This is a genomic window from Patescibacteria group bacterium (assembly GCA_035288465.1).
In the GTDB taxonomy this organism is placed as follows: domain Bacteria; phylum Patescibacteriota; class UBA1384; order DATEAH01; family DATEAH01; genus DATEAH01.
Genome location: DATEAH010000007.1, coordinates 95,435 through 113,326, shown reverse-complemented (window position 1 = coordinate 113,326; position 17,892 = coordinate 95,435). Strand labels below are relative to the sequence as shown.

The window sequence follows — 17,892 nt, the reverse complement described above, 5'->3', positions numbered from 1 at the left end:
CTTTGTCTCAAATCTCTGTCTCACCTCTCTACACTTTAAGGTGTTTTCTGATTGCCAAGAAACTGCAAGCGGCGCCAATCGCGAATCCCACCAATAATTGCCATAAAATAATTTGCCACAAATTAGCAATAAAATAATTCATCAAACTGCCACCCCATTCAGTCATTAACTCGCCTAAATATTTATTTACTACTGGTGATAAAAATCTAAAACCCACAAAGAGCAAAATCACCGATATTACTGTTGCCAATAATCCATAAAACATCCCTTCAACTATAAAAGGCCAACGAATCGCCGAGCTGGTGGCGCCCACTAATTTCATAATGTCAATCTCGTCGCGACGGCTATATATTGCTAAACGAATCGTGTTAAAAATAACCAATAAAGAAATTAAAACGAAAAATGCTGAAAAAATTATCCCGCTAATGCGAAAGAAACGGGTAGTTTTTAATAATCGATTAATCGTCGCCCGATTCTCGTGCATGGTGGTTTTATCCACCAAAGGTTTAACTTCTGCGGATTCAAAAAAGGTGGCGGTTTGTTCAAGTTTGGTTAAATCTTTGACTTTAATTTCCAAACTGCGAGGCAAAGGGTTGTCAGCGGTGGTAGCAATATTTTTTAGCTCATCTTTTATTTCTTTTGATTGCCACTTTGCCAAAGCTTGAGCTTTATCAATATAATTTACTGAGGCAACTTCAGGCATTTGTTCTACTTGAGTTTTAAGATTTGTAATATCTGCCTCGGTCGCAGATTCAGTTAAATACACCACCAGGTCAATTTTATGTTGTACCACGTCAACAGTCGTACCAATAATTAAATTCAAAATTACAAATAATGAAATCGTCAAAAGCGTTAGAGTCATTACTAGGGTGGCCGCAATTGACAATAAGCGGTTTCGCCAAAAACTCAAAATACTCCACTTGAAAACTCTCGAAAGAGCCGTAGTTCCAGTCACTTGTTGCATTTTTTATCCTCTAATTCAAATTTATTAAAATTAAAAAATTTAGTCGCTATATTATGTATTTACCTTCTTGTTGATCAGAAACTAATTTACCATTTTTGACAGTGATCACCCGTTTTTTTAAACGATCCACGATTTCTTTATGATGGGTAGCTAATAGAATTATTGTCCCTTGAAATTCATTAATTCTTAAAAGCAATTTAATAATTTCCCAGGCAGTTTTGGGGTCTAAATTTCCGGTCGGCTCATCAGCAATGAGTAATTTTGGGCTGTGGATTAAAGCTCTTGCGATTGAAACGCGTTGCTTTTCGCCACCAGATAATTCATCAGGAAAATTTTGAAGACATTTTTCTAACCCTACCAATTTTAAGGCTCGGGGAACTTTTTTACGAATTTCCGCGTCGGATGCGCCGCAAACTTCAAGCGCAAAAGCGATATTTTCAAAAACATTTTTATCGGAAAGTAATTTATAGTCTTGAAAAACAACGCCAATTTTACGACGAAAATAGGGGATTTCCGCCGGTTTCAAATTCGTGATATTAAATCCGCCGATTAAAATTTTTCCCGAACTTGGTTTCTCGTCACAAATTAGCATTTTGATTAAGGTTGACTTGCCTGCTCCAGACGGTCCCACCAAACATACAAATTCTTTTTTGGGAATCTTAAAAGACACGTCATCCAAAGCCTTTTTATCACTTTTGTATATTTTTGAGACGTGTCTAAATTCGATCAACAAACCTCCTTATAATTTCATTTTATGCAAATTAAGCAAAGCGGCCATGACATTTTTTGTATTTTTTGCCAGAATTACACGGACAAGGATCATTGCGACCAACTTTTTCAGATTTGACAACAGTTTCAGATCGAGTTGCCGCTTCTTTTTCCATCATGCTTTCTTGGTTATATCCTGAAAAAGTTCCCGCTGCCGCCGTTTCGCTCGCGCCGCTCATTGTCATTTGACGAGCCGGTCTTTCGCTTAAATTTTGCGGAGCTGCTTCCACCTCGGTCCTAAAAATCATATTTATCGCATTTGTTTCAATATCTGCTAATAAACCCTCAAACATATTATAAGCTTCTCGCTTGTATTCGACAAGAGGATCGCGTTGTCCAATTCCGCGCAAGCCAATTCCTTCACGCAACTCCTCCATATTGGTTAAATGTTCTATCCACAGGGCATCAATAGTTCGCAAATAGATTGCTTTTTCGACTTGACGCATCACTTCTGGAGTTAGAGATTTTTCTTTTTCCTCAAAAATAATTCCCGCTAATTTAACCAAATAATCTTCAATTTGTGCTTCGGTCTCAAGTTTTAAAAGATGCTTTTCAACATCATCTGAATAATTTACACCTAATACCGCTTTTAAGTTTTTAACAATTTCCTCTAAATTCCAAACTTCCTTATTGCCAGCCCCATGCATTTGGGCTAAGCGTCGAAAATATTCGACCACGATTTCTAAAATTTCCGATCGCAAATCCTGATGAGTTAAGATTTTTTTGCGAAGGCGATATATCGTTTCCCGATGCTTATTCATCACATCATCATATTCAACCAAATGTTTGCGCAAATCAAAGTTATAGCCTTCGACTCGTTTTTGAGATGATTCTAATGATCTGGAAATTAATTTATTTTCCACGGGTTGGTCTTCGGGTACTTTTAAGACTTCCATAATTCTTTTAATGCGATCCCCGCCAAAAATTCTCATCAAATCATCTTCCATAGAAACATAAAATTGCGATGATCCCGGATCGCCCTGCCGACCAGATCGACCTCTCAACTGATTATCGATTCGGCGCGCCTCGTGACGTTCAGTTCCCAAAACATGCAAACCGCCTGCCTTGCACACTTTCTTTTGTTCTGCAGGTTCGGCAGGACTTCCGCCTAAAATAATATCCACACCACGACCCGCCATATTAGTTGCCACTGTCACCGCTCCAACCCGACCCGCCTGGGCAATAATTTTAGCTTCTTTTTCGTGAAATTTGGCATTTAAAACATTATGCTTAACTCCTTCGCGCCGTAACATTTGCGATAAGACTTCTGATTTTTCAATCGCAATTGTTCCCACCAAAACTGGCTGACCTTTTTCATGGCGTTGACGAATTTCCTCAACCACCGCTTGAAATTTACCTTCTTCGGTCCGATATATTCGATCTGCTAAGTCAGCACGAACCATCGGTTTATTCGCTGGCACCACGATCACCTCTAAACCATAAATTTTGAAAAATTCCTCTTCTTCGGTTTTGGCGGTACCAGTCATTCCTGCCAACTTGCCATACATTCTAAAATAATTTTGAAACGAAATTGTCGCCAAGGTCACAGACTCTCTCTTAATTTCCACATTTTCTTTAGCCTCAATCGCCTGGTGTAAACCTTCAGAATAGCGACGACCCGGCATCAAACGGCCCGTAAATTGATCAACAATCACAATTTCGCCTTCTTTAACCACATAATCTTTGTCTTTTTTAAATAAAACGTGAGCTTTTAAGGCTTCTTCCAGATGGTGAACCAACATTACTCCACCTTCTTGGTAAAGGTTTTTCACGCCCAAAAAACGCTCGGTTTTTTTCATGCCTTCATCAGTTAACATCACTGATTGCATTTTTTCATCAACGCTATAATCCGTTTCTTTATTAAGGCTTGGCACAAAACGAGCAAAACGCTGATATAATTCCGTTGATTCTTCTGCTGGTGCAGAAATAATTAAAGGTGTGCGGGCTTCATCGATTAAAATTGAGTCTACCTCATCCACAATTCCAAAATAAAGTTCCCGTTGCACGCATTGAGACATATTAGAAACCATATTATCTCTTAAATAATCAAAGCCAAATTCATTATTAGTGCCATAGGTAATATCTGCCGCGTAGGCTTCCCGACGGGTGCAGGCTTTAAGGTTAAATTCTTCCCCAAATTCCACTTTGTCAGAAGTCAGTTCGAATAAATATGATTTTTCGTGTTGGATACAGGCCACTGATAATCCCAATAAATGATAAATTGGGCCCATCCATTGGGCGTCTCTTTTGGCCAAAAAATCATTCACGGTCACCAAATGCGCCCCATGTCCCGCTAAGGCATTCAAAAAGAGAGGCATAGTCGCCGCCAAAGTTTTTCCTTCACCAGTTTTCATTTCTGCGACTTTCCCAGTATGCAAAACTATCCCACCTATTAACTGAACATCAAAATGCCGTTGTTTGATAGTTCTTTTGGCCGCTTCTCGAACCAAGGCGGCCGCTTTTGGTAAAATTTGGTTTAATATTTCTTGTTCTTTTTTTTGAATTCTTTTAACTTCGGTTTTATCTAGTTCAGCCAAACTTCCCAAGGGTAATTGGTGAGTTTTTTGAAATTCGGCAATTTCATCTTTTAATTTTTGAGTTTCTTTTTTAAGCTCAGGGTTGGAGCATTTTTCAGTTTCAGATTCCAAAGCATTAATTTCAACCACGATTTTTTCTAAGCGATTAATTTCTTTTTTGTTTTGGTCTCCGACTAAAAACTGTAGAAATGCCATTTTATATTTCCTATTATATATATTATTAAATTTAGTCAAATATATCTTGACTTGATACTTCTATTTTACCATAAGTTTTCGCTATAATATAATTTGTTCACTTTCTGTTAATTTTATCTCACAGATTTTTCATATTAATACCTAAACTTGTTGCGTGCTTGTACTACCCCTTCGGGGCTGCGGCTTCGCCTTGCAAGCGATGCCATAAAAAAAGCCGAAGGGAAAAGGTTGGTAGGAAAATAGAATAGGTTTGTCCCTTCGGACTAATAATAGAATCGAAAAAGAAATTGTTGGCGATCTCGACAACCCTTATTAAATGCCCTCAGAAGAAAACCCTGATATAAATCTGGCTCCTCATTATTATCGTGTCGATAATCTCGAGTAGAAGGAAACTTCAAATTTAATTGGTCTAATCGCTGACGAAGCTCCCTTAGCTTTTGAATTAATCGTCCTCTTCGGTGAATAATTGCGGTCCGCATGATTGGAATCAGGCTTGCATCCATATGGCTTCACTCCTTTGTTTTCACAAGTGCCGAATGATGTTTTTTAAAAGTAGGTTCAAGATGTTATGGTTGCTAAGAACTGGCAGGTAGCCATTAAGAAACGGGCATTTTCTGCCAAGATTTGTTTATCTTCGTCAGAAATATCATCGCCTTCAGTCCAAGACTGCCAATTGGTGATAATAGTATGAAAACCGCAATAGACGCCGGATGCAAATTTTGAACTAATACACGGCAGTGTTTCATAAGGACAATTGCCAGTGCATTCGCAAATTTCATAGGCTATTCCCAAATCGTCCATAAATTCTTCTGTTTTGCGGCTTTCCTCACTGCCGTCTCTATGCAAAGTACGATAATTAGGGTTTCCAATCCTTACTGCCCTTTTTGCCGCTGTTGTCATTCTCGATGCAACCCCTTTTGGGTTTTAACTTAAATTTCCAGGATGGTGCTAAAATAGTTTTCAGCGATTCGATCAATCCGCAAAAGTTCATTAGCTCTTTGCCGAATAATTTGTTCTTCATCAGTAGAAATATCGCCGGACAACGCCCAAGCAACCCAATATGTCTTTATCGCTTCTAAGCCTTGCCATGAGTTGCCTCGCGAATCCATTACAAATGGTACTTTCTGATCTGATTTATAGCCAGCGATATTAAGCAGATGATAAGCGACGCCCAATGCTTCGATAAATCTTTTCGCTTCTCGACATTCCCGACTTTTGTCAAAGTATAAAAAACGGTAATTCGGATCACCAAACTTTCTCTTTGTCCTAGCAGTTCGCCTCATCCACGATTCACTCCTTGTGGGAATTAGTCAGCTCGATAGACTTAGGCTCTATCGTGCCACCATCACCCCCACAAAGAATCTAGAAGTATGGCTTTCTTTTTTCTTTGTATTCTTCGACTTCTCGTTCTAATTTTTCCAAGACTAAATCTATGGATTTTCGGAAGCTTTCTGACCGTTCACAATAATGAATGGGATTTTTTTCATGAGGAATCACCATTATTAATTGGCAAATTTTGTCTAAACCCCCTTTTTGGCCATTATTGTCTTCTAATTCTAATTCCAATATCGAACTTTTAGGCAGTCTTTTTTCGTATTTTAAAATTTTCTCTTTGGCATATTCTGCCAAATCTGCCGGAACTTTAAATTGTCCCTTGCCTCTAATTATTAATCTCATTTTGCTCCTTTTGCTAGTGTTTTTTATTATACCAAAAATACCACCACCATTCAAGATTGTTTTGACAAACCTATCTTCAAAAAGTATATTTAAATAAGGAGGAAAAAATGCAAAATATTGAAGCTGGACCTGAAGAAGTAGGATCTAGACAAGAATCAATCGATGAAGCTAAAACTGGATTAGATCCTGAGGCAAAAAGCCCAGAAGAAATTAGACAATCAGCTAAAGCAGCTTTTGAAAAAGCCAGAAAAGCTAAAGATGCCAGAATTCAACAACCAAAACCCGACACTGAATCTGATTTGAAAAATGATCGCCCTTTCCTGAGAACCGCCAATGAAGACTTTACTAAAACCGCAAAAGATGTTGAAGAAGAGGAAAAAAGAGCTGCCTAATTAAGATTTGGGCTTTTCAATTTTTTTAAAACCGCAATATTTTTGGAGCACTGCCGGCACCAAAACAGTGCCGTCTTTTTGTTGGTAATTTTCCAAAATCGCAATAATCATTCTGCCAATTGCCACCGCGGTCCCATTCAAAATATGTGGATATTTTTTCACACCTTCGGCAGTGGCATATTTGATATTTAAACGGCGAGCCTGAAAATCAGTGCAGTTTGAAACTGAATGAGTTTCCCGATATTTTTCCTGACCAGGCATCCAAGTTTCCAAATCATATTTGGTAGCGGCGGGTCGTCCTAAATCACCCGTGCACATTTTGACCACCTGATATGGTAATTTTAGAGCCTGAACAATTTCTTTTTCCAAAGATAATAAATATTGAAGTTCTTTTTCCGACTCTTCCGGTTTTACAAATGAGACCATCTCCACTTTATCAAATTGATGTACGCGTAAAATCCCTTTGACATCTTTACCGTAAGAACCAGCTTCCCGACGAAAACAAGTCGAAAAACCGGCATATCGTTTTGGCAAATCTTTTTCGCGAAAAATCGTCTCTTTATGATATGCCAAAATTGAATGCTCTGACGTGCCAATCATCACCAAATCTTCATCTTTCAAATGGAAAGAATCATCTTCGCCACTTTCATAATAACCAGTCGCTCTTGCCACTGGAGTTTTTAACATCTGCGGCGGGATTATTGGCGCAAATCCTTCTTTGACCAAAATCTCCATCGCAAAATTAATTAAGGCTAATTCTAATTGCGCGGCTTGATTTTTTAAATATGCAAATCGCGAACCCGAAGCTTTTGCGCCAGCTTCAACATCAATTAAATCTAAAGCTTTGCCAATTTCTAAATGGTCTCGGCCTTTTTTCAATTCAATTTTACCTTCTTTTTTAATAATTTCATTATCTTTTTCATCTTTGCCAACTTTGACGTCTTTTAAGGCCGGATTTGGAACTTTATACATTAATTCCATAAATTCTTTTTCAATTTCCGCCAGTTTTGGATCTAATTTTTTTAGAGTTTCCTTAATTTCCCGACCCTTCTCAGCATCTTCTTTTTTGAGCTGATTTTTCTGCGCTCGCGATTCTTCGGTTTCCACCAATAATCTTTTCCGCTCATCATCAATTTTTAATAATTTCTCAAAATCCACCTCATAACCTTTATCCGTGGTAGCTTTTTTGACTGTTTCTAAATTGTCTCTAATAAATTTTATGTCCAACATTTTACTCCCTTTATTTTATCGCTTCTTCGAATCTTTTTATAACGAAATCGTGATCCAGGCTGGTTAAAAACCAACCTGCTTGGGGACCGGAATCTTTACCGATAAAGATCAAATAAATCGCGGAGAAGGCTTCTCTGGGGTCAATAGACATAGTTTTTTTAAGCTCGTGAATCTGCTCATGTAATTTTTCAGCTGATATTTTTTTCTCTTTTAATAATTTTAAGACCCCGGCTAAAAATTCTCTCTGTTTCTGGCTCAAATTTCGAGCCTGCTCCGGTAATTTTTCTAAAATCGTAAATTTAAATTCTTCGGGTGCAAATTTTTCTAACCAATTTTTCGCCACCTGAACCCGATTTTCAATCTCGAGCTTTTCAATTTCAGTCAATTTTGCGCCTTTTTCATTTTCCGCATATTCAAAAATATTCAAATGCGGAATTTGGAGCATATAAGCAATTTTGGAAAAACGCAATAAATATTGCGCATGTGGAGCCGCCGGATCAAGTTGCGCAAAATAAAAAGCTCGAGCCAGGGGCGCTTTTGAATCTTGATAATGTAAAGCTGCCAATCGATCATATTCGTCAAATAAAACCGGAATTGTCACTCCCGCCGGATGAAAATCAATAGTTCTTTTATATTTTGTTCGAACTAATAAAAATTTTAGAATATTCGCTGGCAAAAAATCAGCCATTTCCTTAGCGGTCGTTCCTAATCCTTTTGAAGAAGACATTTTTGCCCCACCAATCAAAAAATGTTCATACCTAATATCATAGGGCGAAGTTTTTTTAAAAACTTCTCGATAAATTTCATCGGCAATATCTCTCGAACCGCCTGCCGCAAAATGATCTTTCCCTTCACCTTCAATATCTGAACCAAATAAAGCCCACTTCGCCGGCCATTCCACTTTCCAAGGCATTTTCGCCTTGCCACCAAATGGTGAAATTTCACCCTCAAAACCACAGCCTTCAGCCCAATCCACTAAATTTTCAACACATTCAAATTTAACTAATTTTCCATCCCAACCCGTCACTTTGGTAGTTCCAATTTTGCCGCATTTTGGGCAAACCACTTGCAAAGGCTGCCAATTTTCACCCTTGTCAGAACCTGAAATTTTTTTGTACATTTGGCGAATTTTGTCCGCATTATCTAAAACCAATTTTATTGCCGGATCAAATTTACCCTCAGCATATAACTTTGAGGTTTTAACAATTTTAGGATTAATTCCCAAGGTCTTTATCGCTGAATAAAATTCCTGCAAATATTGCTCGGCAAAACTTTCCGATTTTCCATCAGGTGCCGGCACCTTCGATAACGGCATACCCATATATTTTTTCCAAGATGAATCAATGTATATTGGCAGGCCGTCCATCGGGTCAAAATCATCAAAACCATATTGGAAAACCACTGTTTTCTGCCTTTCAGTTAATCCTTGGCGCACCAAATCATGAATTACCACCCCTCGCAATGACCCAATATGTGCGTGTCCGGATGGAGTTGTCCAATCAGTAATCAAATAGTCATTTTTGGGAATTTTTTTGATAATGTCTTCAATAATTTCATCAACCCAAAACATCAAACTCCTTTAGTGTTAAAATTAATCTTATTATACCACAAAATTCAAAAAATGGGCTAGAATTAAGCCCAAATTTTGAAAATATGTTATATTTATCTAATTTCTTGAATAATATATTCAGCTGGACCAGAAATCGTGTCTAAGGAAATCTTTTCGCCGCGTGTCCTGCCAGCCAAGGCCATGCCTAACGGAGAATCGGTTGAAATTTTACCATTTGCCGGATCAGTCTCAGCCGATCCCACAATTGTGTATTCAAATTTTTCTTCACCAGACAATAAAACCACTTGGCAACCAGGTTCGACAATCTCCTTTGATGATTCATTGATAATTTGGGAATTTTTAACCAAAAAACTCAATTCTTGAATTTTAGCTTCCACAATTGCCTGTTCTTGCCGAGCCTCGTCAAGTTCGCCATTTTCAGAATAATCGCCCCATTCTTGAGCTTCACGAATCTGATTGGCAACTTCCCTTCTTCTAATTTTTTTTAAATAATCTAATTCCTTTTTAAGCCGATCTAAGCCTTGTTTTGTAATCACGTTTTTCATTGTTTTCCTTTTAAAAAGAGCCCCGAGACGAGCTGATTTAGAAGGGTTTGATATTAATTTTAGGATAAAAATACCCCCCTTTTTCTCCTATATGAACAAATTGTAAAAAACTGAATAATATTTGTCAAGTAGCCCAAACCTAAATTTTAACTTATTTTCTGCTGAAATAATACTGTAAAATTTCTTTGGCAGCTGGTGCCGCCACTTCATGACCTTCACCGCCACCTTCAGCTAAAACCACTAAAGCGATTGTCGGATTATCGTATGGGGCGAAAGAAGCAAACCACGAGTGAGTTTTGGCATTATTATCAAATTGAGCTGTCCCAGTTTTTCCAGCCGATGAAACCGGCAAAGCACTTAATATTTTTGCAGTTCCTGAGGTGACGGCTTCTCTCATCCCACGACGAATAATTTCCATATTTTCTGGAGAGACAATGTTGGCAGTTTTAACATCTTTCGTATATTCTTTGATGACATTGCCTTCAGAATCTTGGATTTTCCAAATTAAATGTGGTTTAAGTAAACTCCCACCATTTGCCACTGCCGCCACATAATCGGCCAATTGGATTGGCGTTACCAATAAATCGCCTTGTCCAATTGAAACATGGTAGGTATCGCCAAAATACCAATCTTCTTTTTTGGCTTTTTTCTTCCAATCAGGATTTGGCGCTAACCCAGAATTCTCACCTGCCAAATCGATACCAGTCTTATCACCTAGACCATACTTTTTAAAATATTGGTAAAGTTTATCAATTCCCAATCCTGAAATTTGTTCATAACCGCCTCCAACAGCATAGAAAAAAACGTCACAACTTTTGGCAATTGACGAAATCACATTGACATAACCATGGCCGCCAGGTTTCCAATCTGGAAATCGATACACAATCGAGGGATCATATTTATTCGGCACCAAAATTGCTTCTTGGGCGAATAAATGCGTATTTACATTAATCACCCCTTCTTGCAAACCGGCGGATCCGACTAGCATTTTGATGGTTGAACCGGGTGGATAAACTCCTGAAATTGCCCGATTATATAAAGGTTTTTTGGGATCAGTGATTAATTGCTGATATTGTGGTGCAAATTGTTGAGAGCTTTGGGTAGTAAAAATATTATTATCAAAACTTGGCACAGATACCATTCCTAAAACTGCCCCATTTTGTGGATTAATCGCGACCGCGGCCGCACCGGTACTTTTGGAATTGGTGACGGCTTTTTCGAGAACGCTTGTCATTTTTTTCTGTAATCCTAAATCCAAATTCAAAACTAAACTATTGCCAGCCTCGGGATTTGATTGTGCTAAAATTCTTGAAATTTTACCCATGGCATCAACTTCAACCTGTTTTTTACCATTTTTCCCTTTGAGTTCTTTTTCATAAAAATTTTCTAAACCAGTTTTACCGATTAAATCCAACATCGTGTAACCCTGCGATCCAAGTTCATCATATTCTTTTTGATTAATTTTACCCACATATCCCAATATATGTGCTAAGGCTGCTTCAGATTTGTATTGCCTGGTAGCTCTTTCTTCAACGCTGAAAGCGGCTAAATTTGCTAATTGCTCCTTCCAAGCCAAAGCTTTCTCTCGTTCAATATTTTCCACTAAAACTTGCGGCTCAGCTAATTCTGGTTTAATTTTATTTGAGATTTCCAAAGCAGTAATGCCGGTTGCTTTGGCGACTTTTTGAATTAAAGCATTTTTATCGGCTTGTTTTTTAGGCAAATCTTGGGGTGTCACCTGAAGTACAAATGAAGGCACATTTGAAACTAAAATATTGCCACCCTGATCATAAATTACTCCTCGAGTTGAGGTTGTGACCGTGGTTCGAATACGGTTACCCTCAGATAAGTACCGAAAATGGGCTCCTTGTGTAAGTTGCAAATTCCAAAGCCGATACACCAAAACCACAAAAACCGCGATGATGATTAAATAAAATAAATAAAAATGTTGAGACTTTTTGACATCTGATAAAGCGCTGTCATCACCTGCTAAATCACCAATCTCGTCAAAATCTCTTTTGATGGTTCGAGTTTTATGATCACCTAAAATTTTTCGATCAAAATAATCAAATATATCCATAATTTTATTTTATTATTTAATATAGCTGGCAAGAAAAATCTGATTTTTACGGCGACGCGAAAAACGTTTTTGGAAAAATATCACTAGTAAATAGATAAAGATGGTTAAAATAATATTTAATATGCCATCAAAAATTGCCAGATTCAAAAATATATTTATGGGAATTATTTGACCCCAAATTCTCAAATATATTAAGAAGAATATATCAAATACTAAAGAGGCTAAAACTTCCAAAACCAACAAGGCTAAAATTTCTTCTAAATCAGTATTCTTTAAAAACTGGGCAATGGCTAAATAAATTATCAAAAATCCAAAAAAATAAAGACCGGCCGGACTCGAAGACAATAAATCTAAAATTATTCCTCCGACCACTACCCATAATAACGCAATTTTCCGATATTTAAAAAACAGCAATATTACGAATACACACAAAATAATATTGGCAATACCAAATTTAATCGAGAAATAATGCATAATAGTTGTTTGCAAAATAGCCGCAAATATAATCAGGATTAAATTTAATGGCCAATCTTTCAAATGCCTCCTATTCTTGAACTCCTAATATGACAAAGGCAATTTCGAGTTTGGACAAATCAAGGTCTGGCTTAAGGCTGGCGGATTTAAAAATATCACCTTGTTTAGAAATAATTTCTAAAACTTGACCAATAATTAATCCTTTTGGAAAAATCCCTCCCAGCCCAGAAGTAATGACGCGGTCACCAACATTAATTTTAGTTTCTTGCGGAATTGATTCCATTACTAAACCAAAGCCCAACTCACCTCGCACCAAACCATATGCCCGACTTTCTTGCAACATTGCATTTACTACGCTATTTGGATTAGTTACCAAAAGAACGTTCGAAGAAGTATAATGAACCTCAGAAATTTTTCCCACTAATATTCCGGCGCTTACCACTGGCATGCCTTCTTTCAAGCCATCCTTCGTGCCGGCATCAATTGTTAAAGATTCCTGGACATTTGTTGGATCTTTTCCAATCACATTGACGGGTAATAATTTATATGGATTAGAATTTCGAAAATTCAACTCTGAACGTAAAATTTCATTTTCTTTTTGAGCTTCAACTAAAGCGGTGTTTTTTTCAACCAAGCGGTCTTTTTCTAATCGAAGTTGATCATTTTCTTTCGCTAATCGCGAGATTTTAGAGATTGTTGAGAAAAAATCATAAATCGATTTACCAGAGCCTGAAACTATTTTTTGAATCGGTGCCAAAACCGTCATTGCCGCACCTTTGACAGGTGTTAGAAAATATTTTTTGGGAATAATTAAAGACGCAATTATCACCAACGCTAAAATTGAAATTAAAATTTTATCTAAAGTTAATTTCATAATTATCCCAAGGTTTCAAAATAATAAATGCTAATTACATTGGCATTCTTTGATGTTCTGAAGGCAAGAGCACGTCTTTTAGAGTATCAATATCTTCAAGTACCAAACCGGCACCCCGCACCACTGAAGTTAAGGGATCATCAGCAATATAGACTTTAGTTTGTGTTGATTTCGAAATAAAAGTATCCAAACCCTTTAATAAAGCGCCGCCACCAGTTAAAACAATTCCCCGATCCATAATATCAGCCAGTAATTCTGGAGGGGTTTCTTCGAGGGTGGTTTTTGCCGCGTCAACAATTTTTCGAACTGATCCTGAAATTGCGGTTCTAATCTGCTCATCAGTGGCGACAATTTCTTTTGGCAAACCCGTGATTAAATCTCGGCCTTTTAATTTCACCGTCTTTTTTTCAGTTTGAGGATAAGCGGAACCGATATTTATTTTAATCGCTTCCGAGGTTCTTTCGCCTAATAAAAGGTTAAAATGTTCACGGGCATATTGAATAATATCATCATTAAGTTCGTTGCCGGCAATTCGCAAAGATCTCGAAGCCACAATCCCACCCAAACTAATGACTGCCACTTCCGTGGTGCCACCACCAATATCAATCACCATATTCCCGGCCGCTTCCTGAACCGGCAACCTTGCCCCAATTGCGGCTGCCATCGGTTCTTCAATCAAAAATACTTGTCTCGCGCCCGCATTCATCGCCGCCTCCTCAACTGCCCGCCTTTCAACTTCGGTGACACCATAAGGAATTCCTATCACCACTCGAGGACGAGGTAAAAAAGCAAAGGTACGCCGGTGCACTTTTTCAATAAAATATTTTAACATTTCTTCAGTCACTTCAAAATCTGAAACCACGCCATCAATCAAAGGCTTAATCGCCACAATGTGGGCTGGGGTACGACCTACCATCTTTTGGGCCTCATCACCAATCGCCAAAATTAGTTTGGTTTTAGTATTGATCGCCACCACTGACGATTCCTTGACTACAATTCCTTTTCCTTTAACATAAACTAAGGTATTGCAGGTACCCAAATCAATGCCAATATCGTGCGAAAAAGAACCTAAAAAACGATCAAATATCATTAAACGCCTCCAGCGTCAAATTTTAATTTCTAATCCGCCGTTTAGCAGACAAACTCCAAATAAATTCTAATTTCCAAAATTTTGAATCTTTACGGTTGTGAAATTTAATAATTGAATTTTGGATTTGTTTAGAATTTCGGATTTAGGATTTTATTCTTTATTATTATCTCAAAAAATTCATTAAATTAAAAGGGGGTTAGCCCCCACATATCTAATTATTTTCTAAATTGTAAAGTATGTTAAAATTTATTTCAAATATTGAGTTTGCTTCTGCTCGTGTTCTTCAAGAGTTTTACTATAATATATATCTCCGTTAGTCGTAAAAAAGTAATAATAATCTGATTTTTTTGGCTTCAAAACTGCTTCAATTGAGGATAAACTTGGATTACAAATCGGTCCTGGCGGCAAACCTAAATGTAAATACGTGTTATATTTTGAAATAACCTGTCGATAATCAGCCATAGTAATTTCTGCCCAATAATCTAAGTATTTCGCCGGTGGTGTTTGAGTATCTTTAGCATATTGAATTGTGGGATCAGCTTGCAATTTCATCTCGATATTTAATCGATTAAAATAAATTCCCGCCACGGTCGCTCTTTCGCTCGGCTTTGAAACTTCTCTTTCGATTATTGAGGCCAAATTTACTACTTCTGGCAAACTTAAATCTTGATTTTTTAGCAAATTGGCAAATTCCAAATTGTATTTATCTTCAAAATTAGTCAACATTTTTTCTACCAAAAGCTGAGCTGTTGGTTTTTCTCCCAATTGATAAGTATCTGGAAAAAGAAATCCCTCCAGAGAATCGCTAGAATCTAGGCTGGCCAAAAAGGGATATTTCGATTTATCTGCCGGACTATCTGTCGCCAAAATAAAATCTTTAGCTTTAATTAAACCACGACTTTCTAAAAACTTCGCAATTTCTTCTCTTCTCATGCCCTCAACAATAGTGACTTGATTTTTCGCGATTTCACCAGCTGAAATTATTCTTACAATTTGCGGAATATCTACCGAATCGGCAAAATGAAAACTGCCCGCTTTCAAATTCGAAGACTGGTTGCTTAAAACTAAATATATTTTAAAAACGAACGGGTAGTCGATTAAGCCTGATTTTTCTAAATTACGAGAAATCACATCCACGGAATCACCTTTTTGAACTGTAAAATCAACTGGCTCGGCTAATGTTTTAGGAATTTTAATTTGGTGTCCCAGCCATCCGGCACTTCCACCAATCAACAATACGGCCAATAAAATAAAAATCCCTCCTTTTAAACAACCAGTGCGTTTTTTGGGAGGATGAGGGGGAAGAAGACGAGGAGGAAAAGTTTGTTTTTTGGGTCTTAAAGTGTCAATTTGTGGCATTATTTTTTTCTAAATATGATTCTAATATCAATTGGGCGGCTTTCGCATCAAGCCTGGCTTTAATTTTGTCTTCACCCAAACCCATCTCCGTCAAAATCCGACGGGCCTCTTTGGTGGTGTAAAGTTCTGAAATTATCAAAACCGACAACTTTACGGCTTTCTCGAGTTGGTTTTTAAAATCAAGTTGTAAATTCGCCTGAAAACCAATCTCTCCTTCTCGATTTTTTGCGACCCCTAAAATGATTTTTTCAATTTTCTCGTCTTGGCAAATTTTCACAATTTGTTCTATCAGCTCAGACAGATTATTAAAATTAATTGTTTTATACTCAAAAGCAATTCCAGATTTTGCCATTGCCAAACCAACCCTTTTTTCGCCCAGATCAATCCCTAATATAGATTCAAGTTTTTCCATTATTCCCAGTCCAAACTACAAATCTCGCTATTTGTTTTTAGTGGAAGTAGATTCGGTCGGTGCCGGATTCTGATATTCAACATTAATCTTTATATTATCATCTAATGATGGTACTTTTTTCACCCAAAATGGCCATAATTCAACCTGAGCTGATTCAACTTCCACAAAACTCGTTAAATATTGTTCTGATTTAATGCGATCTTTGCCGATTAAATTTAATTTTAAGGTTTTTTCGTCTAGTTTTGGTCCGATATATCCGACACCTGAAACCGTAACCACCATTTCGCCTTTATTTAAATCTTGGCTTTTTACTGCTTTCGACAATTTTGTATAATCCATTTCCACCAATTCTTTTTGTTGCGAAGTCACCTTGGTCTTAAAATTATCTTGAGCGACTTTTTCAAAATCAGTTTTCTTAAAAATCAAAGCCTGCGCTTTATATTTTATCTTCACCGTAAATTCTGAAACCTGATCTGAAACTTTAGCCGAGCTTGTAAATTGGGTTTCTGAAGTCTCAATCCCTGATTCAATAAAATCATATTCTGGATCAATTTTTTCTTTTAAAGCATTTTTAGCATCAACCAAAGCGGCATCACCAACTGATTTTTTTATTTTATCAATGTCAGACTGACTGACCACGGTCACAATTTTTGAATAGCCACCCGCCATCGCCGCACTCGATTGTCCATAAAATTTATCAGAGGGGAAACCTGACACAGAAAATTTCCCTGCCGCCACATTATAGCTATCGCCTTCTTTGTCTGCTTGAATTGAGGCATTCGCTACTCCAGGAACCGGGACTCCAGCTTCAAGTGTAAAACCGGGCACTGTCACTCGTGCGGTGGTTCTAAAAACCTTGCCGTTTTTTGTCAAGCTGGCGCCGGCATTTAAAACTTGGGCATCAGAATCATAACTATTATAAATACGCACTGTTCCTGAGGCTTTTGCTCCAATTTCTTTGGTACCAGTCGCAGTCGCTTTTGATTCTTTTTCCAGACTTGTTTCGGTTAATTTTGCCGGAATAGAGCTTTTTGGCAAATCCACATCTACTAAAGCTTTATCAGCAGTAAAATCAAAGCTATGATTAAAAGCTTCAGTTTTTACAATCAAACTAACTTTTGCGCGAGGCAAGAATAAAAAGGCGACAAATGCTAACACAAAAACGCTGAAAATTAATCCAAAAATCAATAATTTTTTATTAAATTTAAATTTACGCTTCCCAGAAAAATCAGCCACTTTCGTGCCGGCTTTGGCAAATTGCGGATGAACCTCAGGTTTATGATCAAGAGGTTTAGTTTTTAAGTCGGACTTGGCTGGCTCTGGGAAAGCTTTAGACTTGGTGGTATCTACCAATAATTCCTCTGAAGGCTCAAAAGCAACATTTTTTTCAGCTTCCTCGGTTTTTTCTTCAGCCTTCTCAGTTTTCTCTTCCTCATCATCTAAGCCGGTTTCTTCTGGTTCTAAAAATTCTCGATCCAACTTATCGGAAACCCTTATGCCCAATTGCTCAGCTAAATTTATGCCAACCCTATCAGTCGTAATTAGGGCAATTTTTTTATTAAGTCTGGCCGCTTCTTTTTTAAGTAATTTCAAATTAACCAGGCTTTGCGCCACGACCGCATTACGAGGAAGAACCAAAGCCACGGTGTTTGAGGAAATTTTTTCCATCCGGTCAATTACCGAAGTTATCTCTTCGTCAGGTTCTAAATATAGGACTTTTTCCAA

Annotated in this window: 17 protein-coding genes; 1 reads left to right on the top strand and 16 read right to left on the bottom strand. The window is 37.5% G+C overall.

Annotation, left to right across the window (positions count from 1 at the left end; translation table 11 throughout):
* Positions 1-28: 28 nt before the first annotated feature.
* From VJJ80_02920 to VJJ80_02895, 6 genes are all read right to left on the bottom strand, one after another.
* Positions 29-964 carry a permease-like cell division protein FtsX gene (locus VJJ80_02920; GenBank protein ID HLC39044.1) on the bottom strand — a complete coding sequence of 312 codons (936 nt, stop codon included), beginning with the start codon at positions 962-964 and terminating at the stop codon, positions 29-31.
* A gap of 46 nt (positions 965-1,010) precedes the next feature.
* A complete protein-coding gene (gene ftsE, locus VJJ80_02915; GenBank protein HLC39043.1) occupies positions 1,011-1,694 on the bottom strand; it encodes a cell division ATP-binding protein FtsE in 684 nt (227 codons plus the stop codon).
* A gap of 31 nt (positions 1,695-1,725) precedes the next feature.
* Positions 1,726-4,464 carry a preprotein translocase subunit SecA gene (gene secA / locus VJJ80_02910; protein ID HLC39042.1) on the bottom strand — a complete coding sequence of 913 codons (2,739 nt, stop codon included), beginning with the start codon at positions 4,462-4,464 and terminating at the stop codon, positions 1,726-1,728.
* A 558-nt stretch (positions 4,465-5,022) separates the two neighbouring features.
* A complete protein-coding gene (locus VJJ80_02905; protein ID HLC39041.1) occupies positions 5,023-5,265 on the bottom strand; it encodes a hypothetical protein in 243 nt (80 codons plus the stop codon).
* Between the two features lie 128 nt (positions 5,266-5,393).
* A complete protein-coding gene (locus tag VJJ80_02900) occupies positions 5,394-5,747 on the bottom strand; it encodes a hypothetical protein (protein ID HLC39040.1) in 354 nt (117 codons plus the stop codon).
* A gap of 79 nt (positions 5,748-5,826) precedes the next feature.
* The gene (locus VJJ80_02895) at positions 5,827-6,141 is read right to left on the bottom strand and encodes an HPF/RaiA family ribosome-associated protein (GenBank protein ID HLC39039.1); all 315 of its coding nucleotides are present in this window, start codon (positions 6,139-6,141) and stop codon (positions 5,827-5,829) included.
* 107 nt (positions 6,142-6,248) lie between these two features.
* Between VJJ80_02895 and VJJ80_02890 the strand changes: the two genes are divergently transcribed.
* A complete protein-coding gene (locus VJJ80_02890) occupies positions 6,249-6,533 on the top strand; it encodes a hypothetical protein (GenBank protein HLC39038.1) in 285 nt (94 codons plus the stop codon).
* On the opposite strand, the gene serS is transcribed toward VJJ80_02890, so the two are convergent.
* From serS to VJJ80_02840, 10 genes are all read right to left on the bottom strand, one after another.
* On the bottom strand, positions 6,534-7,763 hold the full coding sequence (gene serS, locus VJJ80_02885) for a serine--tRNA ligase (GenBank protein ID HLC39037.1): 1,230 nt from the start codon (positions 7,761-7,763) through the stop codon (positions 6,534-6,536).
* Positions 7,764-7,773: 10 nt separating this feature from the next.
* Complete coding sequence (gene lysS / locus VJJ80_02880; GenBank protein ID HLC39036.1) at positions 7,774-9,333, bottom strand: lysine--tRNA ligase; 1,560 nt, start codon at positions 9,331-9,333, stop codon at positions 7,774-7,776.
* A 92-nt stretch (positions 9,334-9,425) separates the two neighbouring features.
* The gene (greA, locus tag VJJ80_02875) at positions 9,426-9,878 is read right to left on the bottom strand and encodes a transcription elongation factor GreA (GenBank protein ID HLC39035.1); all 453 of its coding nucleotides are present in this window, start codon (positions 9,876-9,878) and stop codon (positions 9,426-9,428) included.
* 151 nt (positions 9,879-10,029) lie between these two features.
* Complete coding sequence (mrdA, locus tag VJJ80_02870; GenBank protein ID HLC39034.1) at positions 10,030-11,958, bottom strand: penicillin-binding protein 2; 1,929 nt, start codon at positions 11,956-11,958, stop codon at positions 10,030-10,032.
* 12 nt (positions 11,959-11,970) lie between these two features.
* Positions 11,971-12,495, bottom strand: coding sequence for a hypothetical protein (locus VJJ80_02865; GenBank protein HLC39033.1), 525 nt, complete (start codon positions 12,493-12,495; stop codon positions 11,971-11,973).
* Positions 12,496-12,502: 7 nt separating this feature from the next.
* Positions 12,503-13,306, bottom strand: coding sequence for a rod shape-determining protein MreC (gene mreC / locus VJJ80_02860; GenBank protein HLC39032.1), 804 nt, complete (start codon positions 13,304-13,306; stop codon positions 12,503-12,505).
* 34 nt (positions 13,307-13,340) lie between these two features.
* A complete protein-coding gene (locus tag VJJ80_02855) occupies positions 13,341-14,396 on the bottom strand; it encodes a rod shape-determining protein (protein ID HLC39031.1) in 1,056 nt (351 codons plus the stop codon).
* A 246-nt stretch (positions 14,397-14,642) separates the two neighbouring features.
* Positions 14,643-15,755, bottom strand: coding sequence for an endolytic transglycosylase MltG (gene mltG, locus VJJ80_02850; GenBank protein HLC39030.1), 1,113 nt, complete (start codon positions 15,753-15,755; stop codon positions 14,643-14,645).
* On the bottom strand, positions 15,742-16,167 hold the full coding sequence (ruvX, locus tag VJJ80_02845; GenBank protein ID HLC39029.1) for a Holliday junction resolvase RuvX: 426 nt from the start codon (positions 16,165-16,167) through the stop codon (positions 15,742-15,744). The genes mltG and ruvX overlap by 14 nt, the downstream gene beginning before the upstream one ends.
* Before the next feature lie 27 nt (positions 16,168-16,194).
* A complete protein-coding gene (locus tag VJJ80_02840; protein ID HLC39028.1) occupies positions 16,195-17,892 on the bottom strand; it encodes a hypothetical protein in 1,698 nt (565 codons plus the stop codon).